Genomic DNA, 19,007 nt, shown 5'->3' on the forward strand with positions numbered 1-19,007 from the left:
AACACAACGATATCATCGATTCGGTTGATAAGCTCAGGTGCCATGATTCGTTTGAGTTCTTCCATTGCGTTCGCCTTGATTTCGGCTGGCGGCAAGAATCCGTCATCGAGCTGGGCAAAACCGAGTTTTTTGTCAGCAGTTATGCTTCTTGCACCCGCGTTACTTGTCATGATGATTACAGTATTGCGGAAATTTACAGTGTGACCGAGGTTGTCCGTAAGCTCGCCCTCTTCAAGAATCTGAAGAAGAAGATTGAAAACTTCGTTGTGAGCCTTTTCAATTTCGTCAAAAAGCACGACTGAATAAGGCTTCTGCAAAACTTTGTTTGTGAGCATACCGCCCTCTTCGTAGCCGACATAGCCTGGAGCCGAGCCTACAAGGCGACTTGAAGTGTGTTTTTCCATGAAGTCCGACATATCGATTCGAATTAAAGAATCTTCCGTGCCAAACAGGAATTTTGCCATGGCCTTTGCAAGCTGAGTTTTACCCACGCCCGTAGGACCCAAAAAGATGAAGGAGCCAAGAGGTCGGTTTGGTGAAGAAACACCCGCACGGCTTCGGCGGATTGCGCTTGAAAGATATTTTACAGCCTCGTCCTGCCCGATAACGTCTTTATGGATTTCTTTTTCCATGTCGAGCAATCGGCCTGCTTCGTTTGAGTCAAGCTGCCCGGCCGGGATTCCGGTCATTTCGGAGATAATTTTTGCTATGTCGCGGTCAGTTACATGTTTTCGCACGGTGACTGCATTGTTCTTCCAGTAATTGTTGAAGTCATCAAGTTTCTGCTTTAAATCACGAACTTTATCACGGATCTGGGCTGCCCGCTCATAATCCTGATTCTGAACCAGGAGTTCCTTTTCGTGACTCAAATCTTCGATTGACTTTTCAAGCTCGGCAAGTTCAGCAGGTCTTGACTCAGAAGCAATTTTCTTTGCGCTTCCGGCCTCGTCCAACAAGTCAATCGCCTTATCCGGCTGGAATTTCTCCGGGATATAGCGGGAAGAAAGCTTTACGATTGCTTCGATTGTGCCTTCATCGTAAGTGACATTGTGGAATTCCTCGTATTTTGGTTTGAGTCCGTTGAGAATCTTGATTGTGTCCTCGGTTGAAGGCTCTTCGATTTTGACAATCTGAAATCTTCGTGCAAGGGCGGAATCTTTTTCGATGTGCTTTCGGTATTCTTTGTAAGTCGTGGCTCCCAAAAGCTGGAGTTCGCCACGAGAGAGCGCTGGCTTTAAGATATTGCTTGCGTCCATCGTGCCGTCCGGGCTTCCCGCACCGATAATCATGTGAAGCTCGTCGATGAAAAGAATTATGTCCTTGGATTCCTTGACTTCCTTCATCATGCGCTTCATGCGCTCCTCAAAGTCACCGCGGTATTTAGTTCCTGCGACCATTGCCGTAATGTCCAGAAGAAGAACACGCTTCTGTAAAAGATTGTAGGGAACTTCACCATTCGCAATTCTGTGAGCCAGCCCTTCGGCAACAGAAGTTTTGCCGACTCCAGGCTCTCCAACGAGAATAGGATTATTCTTGGTGCGACGGCTCAAAATCTGCACCACCCGCTCAATTTCACTTGAACGACCGATTACAGGATCAAGCTCGCCTTTTTTTGCCAAATCCGTCAAATCCCGGCTGAATTCTGCAAGGAAAGATTTTTTCTTCTGGTTAGGATTTTCGTTGTTGCGGGCATTAGCAAATTCTGCCTCACGGTTTTCGCTGCCAGAATCCTCACCGCCATTCTCATTCATTAAATCTCGGATAACATTTCGGACAGTATCAAGCGAAATTCCGCATCTCTCAAAAAATCTGTATGAGGCTGAATTTTCTTCGCGGATTGCGGCCAGAAGAAGATGCTCCGTGCCGACATATTCGCTTCTAAGTGAACGGGATTCAATCACCGCAACATCAAGTAAAGTTCGTAAACGGCGGCTAGGTGGAAGGGCTGAAAAACTCGGTGGATTCTGCACCCGCTGAATTCCAGATAAAAACTGCTCCAAAAGAAGCTGAAATGAGAGAATATTTATATTCAGTGATTTTAGCGCGTTAAAGCCCATGCTGTCAGCCGACTTAAGCAGGGCAAGAATTACATGCTCTGGCAAAAGTTCCGGCAATCCACTGTTTCGCCCTTCAGTCTGGGCAAAATCAGTGAGAAGTCGCTGGGCTTTTTGAGACAGACCTTTCATCTTAGTCTTTTTTCTCTTCCTCTTCCAGACGATTAAGTTTGTTTACCATGTCGAATCCTTCTTTTATGCTGGTATCTTCGACAAAAGTAAGCTTAGGAAATTTATAAATCGTAAGTTTTTTGGCGATAGAGGACTGAATAAAACCTGCGGCACTATTAAGTCCTTCAACGCCTTTTTTTACCTGCGATTCATTGAGGAAGCTTGAGACATAGACTTTTGCATAAGCCAAATCTTTTGCGACCTCAACGCGATTTATTGAAAGGAAAGTTGAGACACGAGGGTCTTTTACTTTCTGCAGCATAATCAGCTTGGAGATTTCATCACGAATCTGCTCCCCAAGCTTAAGCATTCTGAATTCACCCATTTTCTACTCCTCAGAAGCAGAACCTTCTGCGGAAGCCTTAGCAGCGGCCTCTTTCTCTTTTGCGATTGAGTCACCGAGTTTGCGGGCAATTTCGACATATTCAAAGACTTCGAAAATATCGCCTTCCTGAATATCCTGCCAGTTCTCAAGACCGATACCACACTCAAATCCATAAGTGACTTCTTTTGCATCGTCCTTGAATCGTTTGAGGGAAGTGATTTTGCCAGTGTATTTGACGATTCCGTCACGAATAAGGTTGACAGAACTTGTTCGTTTGACAACACCTTCCGTAACATAACAACCAGCGATAACACCGACTTTTGGAACTTTGAATGTATTTCGAACCTCGACCTGACCTGTGACTTCTTCTTTTGTATCAGGTTTGAGCATTCCTTCCATTGCAAGGGTGATTTCCTCAACACACTTGTAAATGATGTTGTATTTTCGGATATCGACCTTTTCCTGCTCAGCAAGCAATTTTGCCTTTGGTGTCGGGCGGACATTGAATCCGATGAGGATTGCGTTTCCGTCGGCAGCAGCCAAAGTGACATCAGATTCGTTGATTGCACCCGCAGAAGAATGGATTACATTCAAGCGGATTTCTGGAGTTGAGAGCTTTTCAAGGCTTGTTTTGAGAGCCTCGGCAGAACCCTGCAAGTCAGCTTTGATGATGACTTTAAGCTCGTTGATTTCGCTTGCCTGAATTGTTGATACAAGGTTATCAAGGTTGACTTTTTTGACAGCTTTTGCAGCCTCAAATCGTTTGAGTTCCTGTCGTTTAGCAGAAATTGCGCGTGCATCCTTTTCAGTCTCTGTGACCTGGAACGGATCACCTGCGTTCGGCATGTCGTCAAGGCCAAGAACCTCAACAGGCATACTTGGCAATGCTTCCATAACCTTTTCGCCACGGTCATTGAACATTGCTCGGACACGACCAGAGTAAATACCTGCGACAAACGGATCACCGATTTTGAGAGTACCGCTCTGAACAACGACAGAAGCGACAACACCGCGTCCCTGATCGATTCGAGACTCAATGACTTTACCTTCTGCACGGGTATCATACTGGGCCTTAAGCTCAAGAATCTCGGCCTGCAAAAGAATTGCATCAAGAAGCTCGTCGATTCCTTGTCCGCGGAGAGCAGAAATCTTAACATACTGAGTGTCACCGCCCCATTCCTCAGGAGTAAGTCCCTGATTTGAGAGCTGTGTCATGACATTCTCAGGATTTGCATCCGGTTTATCGATTTTGTTGACTGCAACGATGATAGGAACTTTTGCGTCCTTAGCGTGGCTCAAAGCTTCGAGAGTCTGAGGCATAACGCCGTCATCAGCCGCAACAACCAGAACTACGATATCTGTAATCTGGGCACCGCGCGCTCGCATCATTGTGAAAGCTTCGTGACCCGGTGTATCGAGGAATGTGATTGTTCCTTTTTCTGTATGAACCTGATAAGCACCGATTTTCTGAGTGATACCACCGGCCTCGCCAGCGACAACATTTGTCTTTCGGATTGCGTCCAAAGTTTTTGTCTTACCGTGGTCAACATGACCCATGACAGTGACGATTGGCGGACGGAATTTAAGGTTCTCTTCCTCACCTACATCATGCTCGATTACAGTCTCATCATAGAGAGAAACGAGATGTACTTCACAGTCATATTCTGCGGCAAGCAAAGTTGCTGTATCAGAATCGATTGACTGGTTGATTGTTACCATCATGCCCATGCCCATGAGCTTGGCAATGATGTCACCAGCCTTGAGGTTCATCTTCTTTGCAAGGTCAGAGACTGAGATAGATTCCATGATATCGATTGATTTTGGAACTACGCTCGCCTGAGTAACCTGCTTCTTCTTGTAAAGCTCCTCTTCATCAAAGAGCTCTTCTTTATCTTTTCGCTGTCCGTAGACCTGCTTTTTACCTTTAAACTGTTTTTTGCCAGCCTGTGGTGCCGGCATTGGAGCTGGTGCGAATCCGCCTCGTGGAGCAAAACCGCCGCCATTTGGGCGCGGTCCATTAAAGCCCGGACGATTTCCGCCCTGACCGCCGAATCCGGGTCTGTTGCCAAAGCCTGGTCGTCCCTGACCACCCTGACCATTGAAGCCGCCGCGGTTGAATCCGCCCTGTGGACGATTGCCGCCCTGACCGTTATAGCCGCGGTTGAATCCGCCCTGACGGTTATTATCTCGCTCACGGTTCTGATAGCCTTCGCGAGCCTGCGCTCCTGTAAAGCCACCGCTTCGTCCGCCGTTCTGACCATAGCCACCACGATTTCCGTTGTAGCCGTTTCGGTCACGGTTATATCCACCCTGTCGTTTGTCAGAAAGATTTCCGGCCTTTACATTTGGACGAGCAGAATTCAGTTCGAAAGGTTTTGCAGGACGAGCAGTATCATTCTTAGCAGGCTCTGTCCGAGGCTTTTCCTGCTGTTCTGAAGGTTTTTGAGCAGCGGAAGGAGCCGGAGCTGTTTTTTTGACGACGACATGAACGCCGTTTTTAGCCCGCTCGTCTGTATTTGAGTCTGATTTGCCATCGCCATTAGCATTAGGATTCTTCTTTTTGATGACAATTTTCTTTTTTGCCGGTTGAGAAGATTCCGTCTTCGCATTTTCCTGCGTTTCGGGCTTCTTTTCCTTTTTTCTTAAAACGAATCCTTGCTTTTTCTCTTCTTCTTCCGCCATATTCCTCTACTTACCTCTAATAGGACAAAAAACTCTTATTCCTCGTCCTCTTCAAATTCGAATTCAACGCCACAAGACGGACAATGTGTCATGTCAAGCGTGATTTTTGCGCCACATTCAGGGCAGAAATACTCTTCTTCCTCAGCGGCAGCATTTTCTTCTGATGGAGCATCTTCAGAATTGTCTTCTTCCTCAACGAATTCAACAGAATTGTGAACAATTTTGCTGACTTCTTCAAGTTCCTCGGCTGTTACGCCGTCAATGCCTTCAATCTCACCATTCTCATAAGCAACGGCAAATTTCTCAATATCCTCATAGCCTGCTTCCTTGAGTTTGGCAGCGACTTCCTGGTTGACCCCCGGGAGGTCTGCAATAACAGAAATCTCTTCCGGCTCAACCTGTGCCTGAGGAGCGTTGCTGAACAATTCCTGAGCACGGCGGGTTGTGATTTCAGTGAGATCCATCTCGGCAGCCTGCTCTTCAGTCTTAACATCGATGCTCCAGTCACACAAGCGGTTTGCAAGGCGGACATTCTGACCGTTCTTACCGATTGCGACAGAGAACTGCTCATCATTAACGATTGCAAGAGCTGTCTTCTTCTCGTCATCAAGGATAACTACGCGGTTAACCTCAGCTGGAGAAAGCGCGTTTTTAATGAACACAACAGGGTCATCTGAATAGCGGAGGACATCAATTTTTTCGCCCTCAAGCTCGCGGATGACATTCTGGATTCGGAGACCTTTCGGACCAACACATGAGCCGACCGGATCGACATCCTCTTTTGTGGTTGCAACGGCAATCTTTGTTCGGTAGCCTGCATCACGCACAATCTTTTTGATTTCGACGGTTTTGTCCTGAATTTCAGGAACCTCAAGCTCAAGGATAGACTGTACGAATTTCGGATCAGAACGGCTCAAAACAAGCTGCAAACCTGAAGAAATTCTTTTCAAATCTACGATGAAAGCCTTGATTCGGTCATTTTTCTGATATGTTTCACGAGGAGACTGATATTTCTTTGGCAATACGCCCTCGACTTTTCCCAAATCAACATAAATATTGCCATTGTACTCACGCTGGAAGTAACCGATGATGATTTCACCGACCTTATCCTTGTACTCATTGTAAAGCTTATCTTTGAAAGACTCGTTCAATCCTTTGTGAGTTTCCTGCTTTCCGACAGAAACTGCCGAGCGGTCAAAACTCTTTGGATCAACGATGATATCGATTTCATCTCCAAGCTCACACTCTGGTGAAAGTTTAAGAGCATCTTCAAGCTCAATTTCGGTAACAGGGTCATACACGCCGTCAACGATTGTTTTTCGAGAAGCGACTGTAACATCTGACATATCATCAGCGAAAGTAATGACGCAGTTATCAGCAGTACCAAAAGTACGCTTGTAAGCCGCGCGCAAAGTGTTCTCAATAGTCTGTTTGACTGAATCCAATGAAAAACCTTTTTCCTGAGTCAATTCACGGATTGCATCTGCCATTTCTGACATATCGAGCCTCCTACTACAAATGAATAAATTTTGCCTTAGCTATATTTTCAAAAGAAATGATCTTTGATTCCAAAGAGCCGTCTTCTTTTGTTTCTTCCAATGTAAGCGAATTGCTGTCGGCAGCCTTAAGAACACCCCCGACCCAATCGGTAACAGTTTTGTCAAAGACCCGGATTTCACGCCCCAAAAACAACGGGAATTCAGCAGCGTTCCGAATGCTTCGCTCCATACCCGGAGACATAAGCTCCATGTATGTATTGTCGGTACCAAGCATTTCCTCAAGTGCCGGAAGAAGAACCTTATGTACGCGGGAACAGTCATTCACACCGATATTAGCACTCGGATCCTCGCCGGTAATCGTCGCAAGAATCTGCGTGACTCCATTCTGCGGGGAAATTTTAAGCTCAACAAGATGAAACCCCAGAGCGCTCACAATTTTTTCACATTCAGCGTAATGAGGATAAGAATCCAAAGGAATGTAATCCATAAGAGCCTCCCGACAACAAAAATGGACTCGTTTTTGCGAGTCCATTAAAATATTTCTATAATAATGTTATAATTAGGATAACAGTTCTTTTTGATTCTGTCAATAAAAAACAATGTTATTTCTAGGATTTTCCGACCTCTTCCATCTGCCCGAATTCACAGATTGAGTTTCCGACAGTAGCATGTTCAAGCAGCTCAAGGTTTTTCTTAATCTTCTTGTATACCCTGATTTCACCAGTGCCTGTTCCGCCAAGAACTTTCAGCAGTCCTCGTTTTCCCTGCGGCATCTCATAATCACGGACAAACATTTCCTCGCCACGGCAGTACAAGTCGATGTCAATCACGAATTTTCCTTTATGAATGCTGACGCTCCAGTGAACCTTGTCTCCCTCGGCATTATCAGTAAGCTGAGAGCAGTCATGAATTATCATGTTCTTTTTGAAAATCTTGCGGTTCTGGATATTGTATTTTACGCCTTCAAAATTTATGTAAGCGCAAAGTTTTCCCCCGAACTCCCCTTCAAGCGCAAAGCAGGAATTAACCATTGGCTTTCCGCTGATTATGCTCGTAAGTTTTGACGACGACACATGGAAATATGGCGAGCAAGGCCGGGTGCCCCATCCCTTGTCTATGTAGCCGTTTGAATTCTTCGGAAGTACGACATATTCCTGACCGTCAAGGTTAATCAAGCCCGAAAAAAGGACTTTAGCTCCAATCGGTGCCCATACAGAATTCCTGATATTAAAAAGAGGCGTGCTTTCGATTACACGCTCGAATTTCAAATCCCAGCTCATTGTGCCGGCATTGCAGAGAAGTTCCGGCCGAACACGCAAATCCTGAGTTGAGACAAGAACCGAGCCAGAAAGGGCCTTGTCACCGAAAATACAATCGCCTGCTTTAAAGACCTCACTGTTGCGGACAAAAGCAAACTGTGACGAAGCAAGGAATTTATTCATGTGTTTTCCAGAAGCCCCAAAAACACCAGCTTTCACAAGAACATAAGACGGAAGAACCTCAATTTCATCATTAGCATGAGCAGCAGTCGATGTTCCTGCCAAAGCGTACTGTAAATCTGATTCTGAGAGAGCAAGGCGTGACTTCTGACTCAAAACAGCGACTTTCGGAGAAATTCCAGGATTGACTATATAAAGTTCGATGAAGAACTTTTTTTCCTCGCCGGTAATTTTATTTACAGCTGATAAAACATAACGCCAGCGTTCAAAACCTTCCTGACGCAATTTTCCGCGAAGAATATAATGATCAAAGCGTTTGCTGATTTTTGAAGTTGCCATATCCGCCTACCCACCAATTTAAATTTTAAACTGATTATCTTCTTTCATTTTCGACAGTTTGAATAATGAACTTTAGCAGGCAAAGCAAAATCTTACAGGCCCTTATTTGAGAAATTTGTTCAATGTAGAGTCGATATCTTCCTTTTCGAGAGGAAAATTCTCGTCAAGATAAGAAAGACATTCCATGCCGGCAGTCTGAACATGCTCGTACCAGATTCGGTAAAGCTCAGGCGCCAAATCTTCGCTTGGGAGAGGTGCGCCCTGAATGTCAGAAACCAGCTGCCGCATCATTCTTAAACATTTGTCAAATTTATCGTTCTTCATTTTAGGCTCCTTACTTTTATCAATAAAAAAACTTAATCTTCACTTAAGATTATAACGGTAATGTTATGATTTTTCCAGCAAAACCGCTCTCAGAAAGCATTTTTTTACCGCAAATCACAGTTTTTTTCTTGCTCTCCGCACTTCTTTTATCGGAAAGTCCATCATAAAGGCGAACAAAAGCCTCTTTCAAACTGGAAGGAGTCGTATTAAGGATTCCGAGGATTTTTCGCTCACGATCCTCATCAGTTATTCCGTAAAGAAGCCGGGTGAGAGATGAAGCACCGCGACCTTTCGGTGACTGAGGCTGAATAAAATGACTGTAGCATCCCATCACGGTCCTTACGACATCATCATCAGAAAAATCGTATTCGCTGGCTTCTTTGAGGCAGTTCTCAAAGACATCACATGAATCAAAAGCCGAAGGATCACGGTAAGTCGCAAAGACCAGTGCCCCCGACATCGGCTCAGCATTGCAGAACGCACCGTAAGCACCGCCAATCGTCCTGATTTTTTCCCAAAGAAGATTGTTCGACAGCCAGTGCGTGCAGACCTCCTCGGAATAGCTGTTCTTGTCCTCGTATCTGGAAGCAGGAATGCACTCCGCAGCATAGCCGACCTGAGATGAAGTCACAAAAGCCTCGGAATTCGGAACAGTCCCCTCTTCGCCGGAAATTTTTGTAAGCGCAAAGAAATCAGAGTCAGAACAAGAGCGTGGATTTTTAGGAGCATGGATTTTCACATCGGAGACGAACTGAGGAAGAAGGCCGTCAAGTTTTTTGAAGGCTGAATCTTCGGCCGTAACATGAATGATTGCACCGCCAGACTTAATCTCTGCGAAAAGCCGGCGGAATTCCTTTATGTTTTCGGAAACCGGTGTATCGGCAATTTTTTTCATGGTAAAATATTGCGAGATACCGTTCCATATTTCGTCCACGGCAGTTTTCCGAGAATTCTGGCACAAAATGCGGCTGGAAACAAAAATATGACCGTCAGGAATCACTGATGACTCAAAATCATTGCGGCTCTCGTTAAGAATATCACGGATTCTCTTTTCATCAGAAAAATCAGTCTCGCAAAGGCAACCTTTGAGCAGATTCAAAGCATTTTCTGCCTGCTCATCAAGCATCGACATCCTGAAAATCACCCAGTCGCGCTTTATCCAGTTATATTTTTCTGCAAGTTTTCGGGCATTTTCAGTATCAGGGCCTTCCATTGTAAGAAGATTCACGCCGATTCCACCTGTATGCAGGGCAGTTTCCTCGGCAGCCTTAGCCCAGCTAAGATTTCCCCATCCACATTCTGTCACGCAGTCAGCGAAAGCCGGCAAAAGCGGATAATCCGAAGAAGAAACCACATCGGCAGGAAATCCGACATCAAAATAAATGATGCCGTTCGTGTTGTCCAAATTTTTAAGGAAAGGAACAGAAGAACCGTCACAGCCCGCAAGAGAATCAATCTGAATGTTCGAGTGATTCATCATCGGCTTTCCGTTCGAGATAAAATCTTCTGGTCGAAGGTGTGGCAGACATGCCGAATCATCATCAGCCTGCTGGAAAGCATGAAGGGCATCACTCTCTTCTTTTATCTGCTGCACAGTCTTAACCTTTAACAGGCCGGCGATTTTTTCCTTTTCCAACGCCTCACGCCGTTCGGTGTAATTTTTTGATGGAGTGACAACCACAAGCGAACGGCTCTTATTCTCAAGAAGGAGTTTTTTAAGAAGAGTCTGTATATAGGAAGAATCTGATTCGATTTTCCGGCGGATTTCCTCAAGGTGTGTGCGCATACGGATTTGCTTTTCAAGGTCCTCACCATAAAGCCAGCCATAAATCGGGCGTGCCATAAGGGAAATAGCAAAAGGTCCGTGACCGCGCTTAATCTCACGATGAGAGAATTCCAAAGTAGTCAGCGTGGATTCAATATCCTTATCAGAAATTCCGTTCTCAACAAGATTTTTTATCGTATCAAGAACTACAGTTTCGACTTTTTTTTCATCGCCTTTTTTGACTCCGCGAAGTCCGACTGTCAGAACCGCATTATAAATTGAACCAAAAAGTCCGTTCTGCGGAGCCAAATCCTCGCCAAGACCACTTTCAAGCAAGGCCTTTTGCAACGGAGATCCGTCATGATTGCACAAAATTCCTGTAAGCACAGTTTTTTCAGTGGCAGAAAGCGCATTCTCACAACGGCCGACGAGCCAGTTCACGAGAACAGTATTGCTTTCCTCACCGTCACTGCTCGGTCCTTCGGCATAAAGCTCAATCGGCTCAGAAATTTTTGCAGGTTTGACAAGATTTATAAAATTCTCAAGCCTCTTTTTTCGCGCTGCCTCAGAAACATCAATATCCGGGAATTTCTTTTCAAGGCGAATAAGGAAATTATCCTGCAAGAAATCAAGCTGCTCCACCGTAGGAATATTTCCATGCAAAAATACGAAACAGTTGTCCGGCCGGTACCAAGTTTTGTGGAAATCCAAAAATTCCTCGTAAGTAACGGACGGGATTTCAAGAGGGTCGCCGCCAGAATCCTTTTCATAAATTGAACCTTTTAAAAGGCTTATGAGGGAAATGTCAGCCGCAACGGACTCAAAGGAGGAATAACTTCCCTTCATCTCATTGTACACGACTCCCTGAATCGAAGGATTTCCATTCTCATCGATTTCGAGACGATGTGCCTCCTGCATGAAAATTTCTTTGTCGAGGCGCGGGAAGAAAACGGCATCTCCATAAACTGACATAAGGTTAAAATAATCAGCCCTTGCTATGGAACTTGCAGGATAAACAGTCTTATCGGAATAAGTCATCGCATTCAGGTAAGTTTTGACACTCTGATTCGACATCACGACAAAAGGGTCTTTGAGAGGATATTTTTCAGAACCACAAAGAACCGAATGTTCGATTATGTGCGCGAGACCGTTCGACTTGGTGTTTGGAGTTCTGAATGCAAAAGCAAAAAGATTTTCAGAATCATCGTTTAAAAGATGAAAAACTTCCAGCCCGGTCTTTGTATGACGAAGATGAAAAGCCTTCGAATGATAATCCGGCACATCAAAAACATTTAATACAACAAAAGATTTATAAGAATCACCTTTTTTTAAAAGCTCAGACATAAAGTTCGTCATCCCTACCTTTTATATACAATTTTCCTTCTTCATAAGCACGGCGAAGAGTCGAGAAGAACTGTGATGTTGCCTTTTCGCAGTCGCTTTTTCGCATCGGATATAAGAATTTCTCTGTTTCGAGGATTGATTTTCTGCGGTTTTCAGAAACATTACCCAATATTTTCTCACGAAAGTCATCTGCTTTCAAAGCAATGAGATATGCGATTTCTTCCTCGTCCATGTCATGAAGTTTTTCCTGAACGAAGCGGTCATCTGCATTGATGATATCTTCTGTCGTGAAAAGTCTTTCGCGCAAATCTTCACCAAGCTCCGAATCCTGTTCCGCAAGATTACTGAGGATGCCCTCCTCTGCCTCTGGAGACATTCGCTTGAGAATCTGGGCGAGTATATTTTTTCCATCGATAGAATCGGATTTTGATGTCGCAAGATGATTCATTTTTTCCTGCAACGCCTTGTCAACCCGCTGAACGATTTCCGGGGAAATTTTATTTAGTTTTGCAAGGCGCATTACGACATCTTTTTTGTCCTCGGTTTCCATTCCATTGATAACCTGAGCGGAAGTTTTCGGATTCAGATAAGAAAGAACGAGCGCCTTGACCGCATTTGACTCGTCTTTTAAAAGAAGAGAAACCCTCTCGCTGTCCGCCTCGGCAAGATATTCAAAAGGTTTTCCTGATATTTGAGTAGCAGTTTTTTCAAGGATTTCGCCTGCCTTATGCGTTCCGAATGCTTTTTCAAGAATCGCACGCGCAGTGTCCAGTCCGCCCTCTTCACGAGCCTGTTTGACCAGCCCCTGAAATTCCTGAAGAATTTCCTTAGCTTCTTCCGGCTCGACATAACGGATTGAAGCAATTTCCGGGATAATTTTTTCAGTCTGCTCCTCGGTAAGATGCGGAAGTATTTTTGCAGCCTCATCTACGCCAATAAGCATGAGGAATTTTGCGACGCGGCGGTAAATATTCTCCTTGCCGTCTTTTTCACGCGGTTTTTCAGGAACCTTAATAAGCCCGCCGGAAGTAAGAGCTTTTGCGGCAATACGAGCTGACTCGTTCCCCTGAAAATCCTTGTCATTCAGATGCGGGAAAAATCTTTTGTCAAAAAGCTCGTTGATTGATTTATGATGTTCTGGTGAGGGCTGTGACTTACGCTCAGCAGAAAAAGATGACTTTACAAAGCCAGGATTTTCATTTACCTTTTCGTCTTTTTGCGATGAAATTTTCTCAAAAACAGGAGCTGAAATTTTCTTTTCGTTTGTATTTTCAGAAGAACCAGACGCCGCATTTTTATAAGCGTTGATTCCAAAATTACTAAGATTCATAATCATTATTTTACATTTTAAAACCCGGTCTTACAAGTAAAAGAATCAGAAAATTCAACATCAATTCATTCGGGCATAAAAAAACCCGCTGAATAATCAGCGGGCATTCACAGAACAACTGTGGTATTAACGACTACCAGTCATCGTTCATGTCGTCTTCGTCGCGGTTCTCAAGATCATAAAGGTCTGTTACAGCGCGAAGGTCGTCGAGGTACATGTAGTATGTGCCGCGAGCGAGCATTGGGTTACAGTCAACACGGAAACCAACAATGCGCAAGCCTGGTTTTACACCGTTATAAGCAGATGACTGAATGATTCCATGCTCTCCATCCGGAGTTGGTGGAACTGCTACAGACATCTTTTTCCATCCAGAGAAACCAAGTGTTCCGAGGAAGAGCTCGAAGTTGTTGCCATTGTAGTCCTGTACGAGGACATACATTTCATGGTTCATGTTTCGGCCAGCAACCCAGAGAGAAATTGTCTTTGTGACACCCTCGATTGGGATTGGGCGTGCTGATTTGATGTAGAATGAGTTTACGCCACGGTGGAAGAACTCAACTTTGATACCGAGAACTTTCGAATCCTCTGCCTCTTCCTCACCTTTGAGAGGCTCTTTTGCAAGAGGGTTTCCTTCAAAGAGGCGTGCATTGATTACACCATTATCTGGTGAAATGTGAGCGTTCCAGCTACCTTCCAATTCATAGCGGTCAACAGAAACCTCGCGGAGAGCCTGTCGTGCTGCATCATTACCAATTACTGTTGGATCTGGTGAAGCAAGGCTTTCATTATCATCCTGTCTGCTCTGTGCAAAAACTGTTGCTGAAAGAGCCAATGCGATTGCAACTGTAAGTAACTTTTTCATTATTTTGCATCTCCTTGTGCTGATGTGCTTGAGCTTCCGCTAGATGCAGAATCACCGAACTCAGCATTCTTAAGCTCATATCCATCGAATACATTGCTCAAAGCGTTTGTAGAGAACTTGAGCTGATCCAAGAAGATATTGAAGTTATCAACATATTCATCAGGATCTGTGCGAACTCGGAATCCAACGAATGTCATTGTTGTCGGACCAGAGCGCAAGCGTGAGTGCTGTCGGATATATGAAGGAATCGGAACGATTACATTTCGCCATCCGTTGAAAGCAAGGTTTCCGGCAGGAAGAGTGTAAACACGACCATCAGCATCACGAATCAAAATATCGATGAAATAGAGATAGTTAGCACCCCAAACCCAGAAGTCAACCTGAGTTACAGTTCCTACGAACGGAATCTCATAAGGTTTTCCTTCGTTCTCCGGGTAGATTTCAAACCAGTTCTCACCTTTTCGGAGATAGCTTGTCTGAACGCCGAGAACTTTTGGCTGGTCGCCTTCTTTATTGAACAATTTGAGAGAATTTGGCTGTGCATCGAAATAAGTCAACTTCGGGAAGCCCTTCTCTTTGTCAATATAGTGGCTGGCCTGAACATTCCATGTCCAGTTGTGCGTCTCAGTGCTGTTGACCGTTTTGCCCGGTACCTGATAATCCTGAGAACCAACATTATCAAAGTTATCGATAATTCTTGTTTCTACGGCCTTTGAGCTAGGTTGTGCAACTGCAGGGATAGAGAGCGCAAGCAGGAATGCAAAACTAGTAAAGACTACTACGCCTTTTTTCATTCAAAAACTCCTTTTTCGTTAATTTGTGTCTTTTACTTGGAAAAGCCACCTCTATGTTTAATATCGGCAAGGCTGAACCAAAAACACACAAAATCAATAATTATTATATTTCTAACACACATCTTTGTCAAATAAAATAAAAGACTATTTTTATTTTTTTCATTTTATTTGAAGAATTGATTTTTATAGAATAATTTTTTAGACAAAAGCGACTTCTTCTTGATTTTCTCGCGTTTTAAACATATTATAGTCTATAGTTTTTTTAGGTCGCTGACCTTACGATTTTTAAAGGAGTTTTTATGACTAGCTACAAAGAACTTGGCTTGGTGAACACAAAAGATATGTTCGCAAAAGCAATGAAAGGCGGATATGCTATCCCGGCATTCAACTTCAACAACATGGAGCAGATGCAGGCTATCATCATGGCTTGTGTTGAGGTAAAATCACCTGTAATCTTGCAGGTTTCAAAAGGCGCACGCGCTTACGCAAACGCTAACATCCTCCGAAACATGGCTCGCGGTGCTGTTGAGTACGCTCATGAGCTTGGATGCGACATCCCAATCGTTCTTCACCTCGACCACGGTCCAAACTTTGAGGTAGCAAAAGACTGTATCGACAACGGTTTCTCTTCAGTAATGATCGACGGCTCAGCCCTTCCTTACGACGAGAATGTTGCCCTCACAAAGAAAGTTGTTGAATACGCTCACGCTCACGATGTTACAGTTGAGGCAGAGCTTGGCGTTCTCGGCGGCGTTGAGGATGATGTTGCTGCAGAAGAGTCAAAATACACAAAACCAGAGGAAGTCATCGACTTCACTTCAAAAACAGGCTGTGACTCACTCGCAATCTCTATCGGAACATCACACGGACGATGCAAATTCACTCCAGAGCAGTGTACACGCACTCCTGACGGCGTTCTTATTCCGCCACCATTGGCATTCGACGTTCTCGAAGCAATCGAGAAGAAGCTCCCGGGATTCCCAATCGTACTCCACGGATCTTCTTCAGTTCCAGTTGAGTATGTAAAAATCATCGAGCAGTACGGCGGAAAAATCCCTGACTCAGTTGGTATCCCAGAAGAGCAGCTCCGCAAGGCAGCTAAATCAGCAGTCTGCAAAATCAACATCGACTCAGACGGACGCTTGGCTATGACAGCTGCTATCCGCCGCCACTTTGTTGAGCACCCAGGCGACTTCGACCCACGCCAGTACCTCACACCAGCTCGCGATGAGCTCAAAAAGATGTACATGCACAAGTGTGTTGACGTTCTCGGTTCAGCAGGACACGCTTTGGACTAGTCTTTAACTAAGACAAAAAAATTCCCCGGTTTGCGAGTGATTTTGCAAGCCGGGGAATTTTTTTTGTCAGCTAAATTATTCTTCGTACAAAAGATATGGTTTTCTAAGATTCTTGAAATTTTCAATGTCGGTCTGCCAGTTTTTCTTTATGGTTTCGGCAGGAACACCGGCTGAAATATGCTCACGGAGAGAAGCTGAGCCGCTTAAGAGGTCTATCCAATAGTAATTCTTCAGGCGTGCTTTTCCCCAAAATTCCGAATCTTTTCCGGCGGATTTTGCCTTTTGGTACGCATCAAAAAGGTAGGAAATGTCACAGCCAGCAGCAAAAATTTCTTCAAGGGGCTTCGAGCGCAGGTCTATTCCATAACATGTTTCACCTAAAAACGGCGGATTCAATGCCCCTGGTATGGATTTCGGAACGAAAGAAAAATCAGCCCCGCTAACAGAGGCAAAGAAAGGGCTTCCGTAGGCTTCAAAAGGAAAATCTGTGCCTCGTCCTATGGAGACAATCGTGTTCTCAAAAAAGCAAGTTGAAGCGTACAAATATACGGCCCGCATATTCTTGATGTTTGGCGAAGGAGCACGGACAAGAGCGTATTTTGTCTGATGCGTGTAATTTTTGCAGGGAATGACTGTGAGGCTGCATGAATTTTTGCCTGCCGAAAGCCAGCCCTCGCCGTTTATCATCCGGGCAAGCTCTCCCAAAGTCATGCCGTGCACCGTTGGAATCGGAAGCTGCCCCACTCCGGATTTGAAGTCATCCTTGAGGATTTCACCGTCCACATAAAAGCCGTTCGGATTCGGCCGATCCAGGATTACGACTTGTTTTTGATTCTTTGCACATTCATCAATAAGATAATACAGCGTGATGTAATAAGTGTAGTACCGAAGCCCGACATCCTGAATATCTATGACAAGACTGTCAAAAAACTCCATGTTCTTTGGGTTTATTTTGTGGTTCATGTCATCTTCGTAAAGGGAACGAATCGGGATGCCTGTCTTTTCATCAACGCTGCTTGCAATCGTCGCGCCCGCATCTTCCGTGCCCCGGAAACCATGCTCCGGGCAGAATATCGTCGTCACATTAATTCCGTGGGAAAGGAGCGAATCAAGGACATGCTCGCCATAAGAGACTGATTTTCCAGACAAGTCCTTTCCAAAAGGGATGTATGAAATGTCCTTTTCCGAAGAACTTACGAAACCGCCATACTGAATGTTTCCGTCCGAAAGCGTGATTTTGTCACCAACGATTCCAGAATGATTTGAAAAGAGCGCGACCCGTCTGTCTTTCAAAAGTGGCTCATATTGCTCAAACTGCTCGTCCCCAAGAATTACCCGGAATTTCGAGGCATCACCAGTTTTTTTAACAGAACTGCAGGCCGCAAGAGCAAGAAGAACAACAAAACACGAGAGAATAAATATAAGAAGATATGAAGTCTGTTTTTTCATTCTCCACAATTGGGGCTTAAAAGCCTTTCAGATGCAAGATTCGGAGCACGCTTTCATTGAGCCGCTCTTTGCTGATTCTTCCAGAACGAACTGCCTCAAGAACAGCCTCGTAGCCGGCATGAAAATCCTTTGGCATAAGGATAATATCATTTCCGGCCTCAAATGCAAGGACGCTTGCTTCTCCGGAGCCATAATTCTTTTCGATTGCGCCCATATCGAGAGCATCGCTCAGGACGACTCCCTTGTAGCCAAGCTCTCCTCGAAGTTTATCAGTGATGAGTTTTTTTGAAAGGGATGCCGGATAATCCGTGTCAATGGCCGTACAAGTCACATGCGCAATCATAACAGAGTCGGTAACGCTGAAATTCTGTTTGAAAGGAATAAGCTCGCATGATTTAAGCTCTTCCCAGCTCTTTGTGACGGCAACATATTCCGCATGAGTGTCACCCTTTGTGTCTCCGTGGCCAGGGAAGTGCTTTATGCAGCCTTTTACGCCAGTCGAATGCAAACCGCTCAAAAAAGCACCGGCCATATCAGCCACAATCTGAGGATTTTCACCGAAAGCCCGGTCTCCGATGACGATATTCTCAGGATTTGTGTTTACATCGACATCGGGAGCAAAATCAACCGTAAAACCGAATGTTGACAGATAGGAGCCGATGATTTGCCCTGCCCCGCGGGCATTTTCTATGTTTCCTGTTTTTCCGACAGTTCCCATGCTCTTGAACTTCGGAAGGAAGAAATTCTCGTTCCGGGCAAGCCGTGCAACGCGACCGCCCTCCTCATCAATGGCAAGGATTGCGGGTATAGGCGTAAGCGAAGAAAGTGATTTTGTGAGCGCACGGGTTTGCGCAGGATTTTTTATGTTCCGCGCAAAGAGAATGAATCCTGCGACGGGATATTTCTCGGCGGACTTTGAAAGAGCTGAGTTCGGCTCGGTTTGCGCTCCGTGTATTTCGCCTGAAACAAGCTGCTCCGGCGTAATGATAAAAAGCTGCGCGACTTTTTCCTCGGTAGTCATCTGAGAAAGAATGTGCGCCGAATTCGTAAGCTTAATCTCGCGTTTTTTTGAAGGATTGGTGCGCGGAGTTGAAGCACAGCCAGCCAACAATGCCACAGCAAGAAAAGATGCAGCAGTATATGCAATAATTGCCTTAAAAAGATTCCTTTTCATATATAAAGGCTATTATAGCAAATAAGCAAGAAATTATAAATATTTTTAGGGGAATTTTAAGGTTTTTCCGCGGTGCCAGCCTGCGAGCTTTCATGCGCCAGGGATAGTAGCAGCAGCCCCAAGGGCTGTTCTGAAATGAGGGAGCAAAGCGACTGAAT

General features: G+C 44.8%; 14 protein-coding genes. 1 reads left to right on the forward strand and 13 read right to left on the reverse strand.

Features of this window, described 5'->3' with window-relative positions; all coding sequences use genetic code 11:
- The 11 genes from IJJ71_RS05250 to IJJ71_RS05300 all read right to left on the reverse strand — a co-directional run.
- Window positions 1-2,186, reverse strand: a 2,186-nt coding sequence (locus IJJ71_RS05250; protein ID WP_296845747.1) for an ATP-dependent Clp protease ATP-binding subunit, incomplete at its 3' end; no start/stop codon positions are given.
- Between the two features lies 1 nt (window position 2,187).
- Window positions 2,188-2,550 carry a 30S ribosome-binding factor RbfA gene (rbfA, locus tag IJJ71_RS05255; RefSeq protein ID WP_296845748.1) on the reverse strand — a complete coding sequence of 121 codons (363 nt, stop codon included), beginning with the start codon at window positions 2,548-2,550 and terminating at the stop codon, window positions 2,188-2,190.
- A 3-nt stretch (window positions 2,551-2,553) separates the two neighbouring features.
- On the reverse strand, window positions 2,554-5,232 hold the full coding sequence (infB, locus tag IJJ71_RS05260) for a translation initiation factor IF-2 (RefSeq protein ID WP_296845749.1): 2,679 nt from the start codon (window positions 5,230-5,232) through the stop codon (window positions 2,554-2,556).
- Window positions 5,233-5,267: 35 nt separating this feature from the next.
- Window positions 5,268-6,731, reverse strand: a complete 1,464-nt coding sequence (gene nusA / locus IJJ71_RS05265) for a transcription termination factor NusA (protein ID WP_296845750.1) — start codon at window positions 6,729-6,731, stop codon at window positions 5,268-5,270.
- 13 nt (window positions 6,732-6,744) lie between these two features.
- A complete protein-coding gene (locus IJJ71_RS05270; RefSeq protein ID WP_296845751.1) occupies window positions 6,745-7,218 on the reverse strand; it encodes an LSm family protein in 474 nt (157 codons plus the stop codon).
- Window positions 7,219-7,339: 121 nt separating this feature from the next.
- Complete coding sequence (locus IJJ71_RS05275) at window positions 7,340-8,509, reverse strand: hypothetical protein (RefSeq protein WP_296845752.1); 1,170 nt, start codon at window positions 8,507-8,509, stop codon at window positions 7,340-7,342.
- Window positions 8,510-8,611: 102 nt separating this feature from the next.
- A complete protein-coding gene (locus IJJ71_RS05280) occupies window positions 8,612-8,833 on the reverse strand; it encodes a hypothetical protein (protein WP_296845754.1) in 222 nt (73 codons plus the stop codon).
- A 49-nt stretch (window positions 8,834-8,882) separates the two neighbouring features.
- Window positions 8,883-11,942, reverse strand: coding sequence for an insulinase family protein (locus tag IJJ71_RS05285; RefSeq protein WP_296845755.1), 3,060 nt, complete (start codon window positions 11,940-11,942; stop codon window positions 8,883-8,885).
- Complete coding sequence (locus IJJ71_RS05290; protein WP_296845756.1) at window positions 11,935-13,272, reverse strand: flagellar motor switch protein FliG; 1,338 nt, start codon at window positions 13,270-13,272, stop codon at window positions 11,935-11,937. Before IJJ71_RS05290 ends, IJJ71_RS05285 begins: the two co-directional genes overlap by 8 nt.
- A gap of 133 nt (window positions 13,273-13,405) precedes the next feature.
- A complete protein-coding gene (locus IJJ71_RS05295; RefSeq protein WP_296845757.1) occupies window positions 13,406-14,134 on the reverse strand; it encodes a flagellar filament outer layer protein FlaA in 729 nt (242 codons plus the stop codon).
- On the reverse strand, window positions 14,134-14,928 hold the full coding sequence (locus IJJ71_RS05300; protein WP_296845759.1) for a flagellar filament outer layer protein FlaA: 795 nt from the start codon (window positions 14,926-14,928) through the stop codon (window positions 14,134-14,136). The genes IJJ71_RS05295 and IJJ71_RS05300 overlap by 1 nt, the downstream gene beginning before the upstream one ends.
- Window positions 14,929-15,227: 299 nt before the next feature.
- Here IJJ71_RS05300 and IJJ71_RS05305 point away from each other — a divergent pair, with 299 nt between their 5' ends.
- Window positions 15,228-16,226 carry a class II fructose-bisphosphate aldolase gene (locus IJJ71_RS05305; RefSeq protein WP_296845760.1) on the forward strand — a complete coding sequence of 333 codons (999 nt, stop codon included), beginning with the start codon at window positions 15,228-15,230 and terminating at the stop codon, window positions 16,224-16,226.
- Between the two features lie 75 nt (window positions 16,227-16,301).
- On the opposite strand, the gene IJJ71_RS05310 is transcribed toward IJJ71_RS05305, so the two are convergent.
- Window positions 16,302-17,675 (reverse strand): exo-beta-N-acetylmuramidase NamZ family protein, encoded by a 1,374-nt coding sequence (locus IJJ71_RS05310; protein ID WP_296845763.1) that lies wholly within the window; start codon window positions 17,673-17,675, stop codon window positions 16,302-16,304.
- 16 nt (window positions 17,676-17,691) lie between these two features.
- Window positions 17,692-18,849, reverse strand: coding sequence for a glycoside hydrolase family 3 protein (locus tag IJJ71_RS05315; RefSeq protein WP_296845764.1), 1,158 nt, complete (start codon window positions 18,847-18,849; stop codon window positions 17,692-17,694).
- Window positions 18,850-19,007: the final 158 nt, after the last annotated feature.

Source organism: Treponema sp., assembly GCF_017430385.1.
Taxonomy (GTDB): Bacteria; Spirochaetota; Spirochaetia; order Treponematales; family Treponemataceae; genus Treponema_D.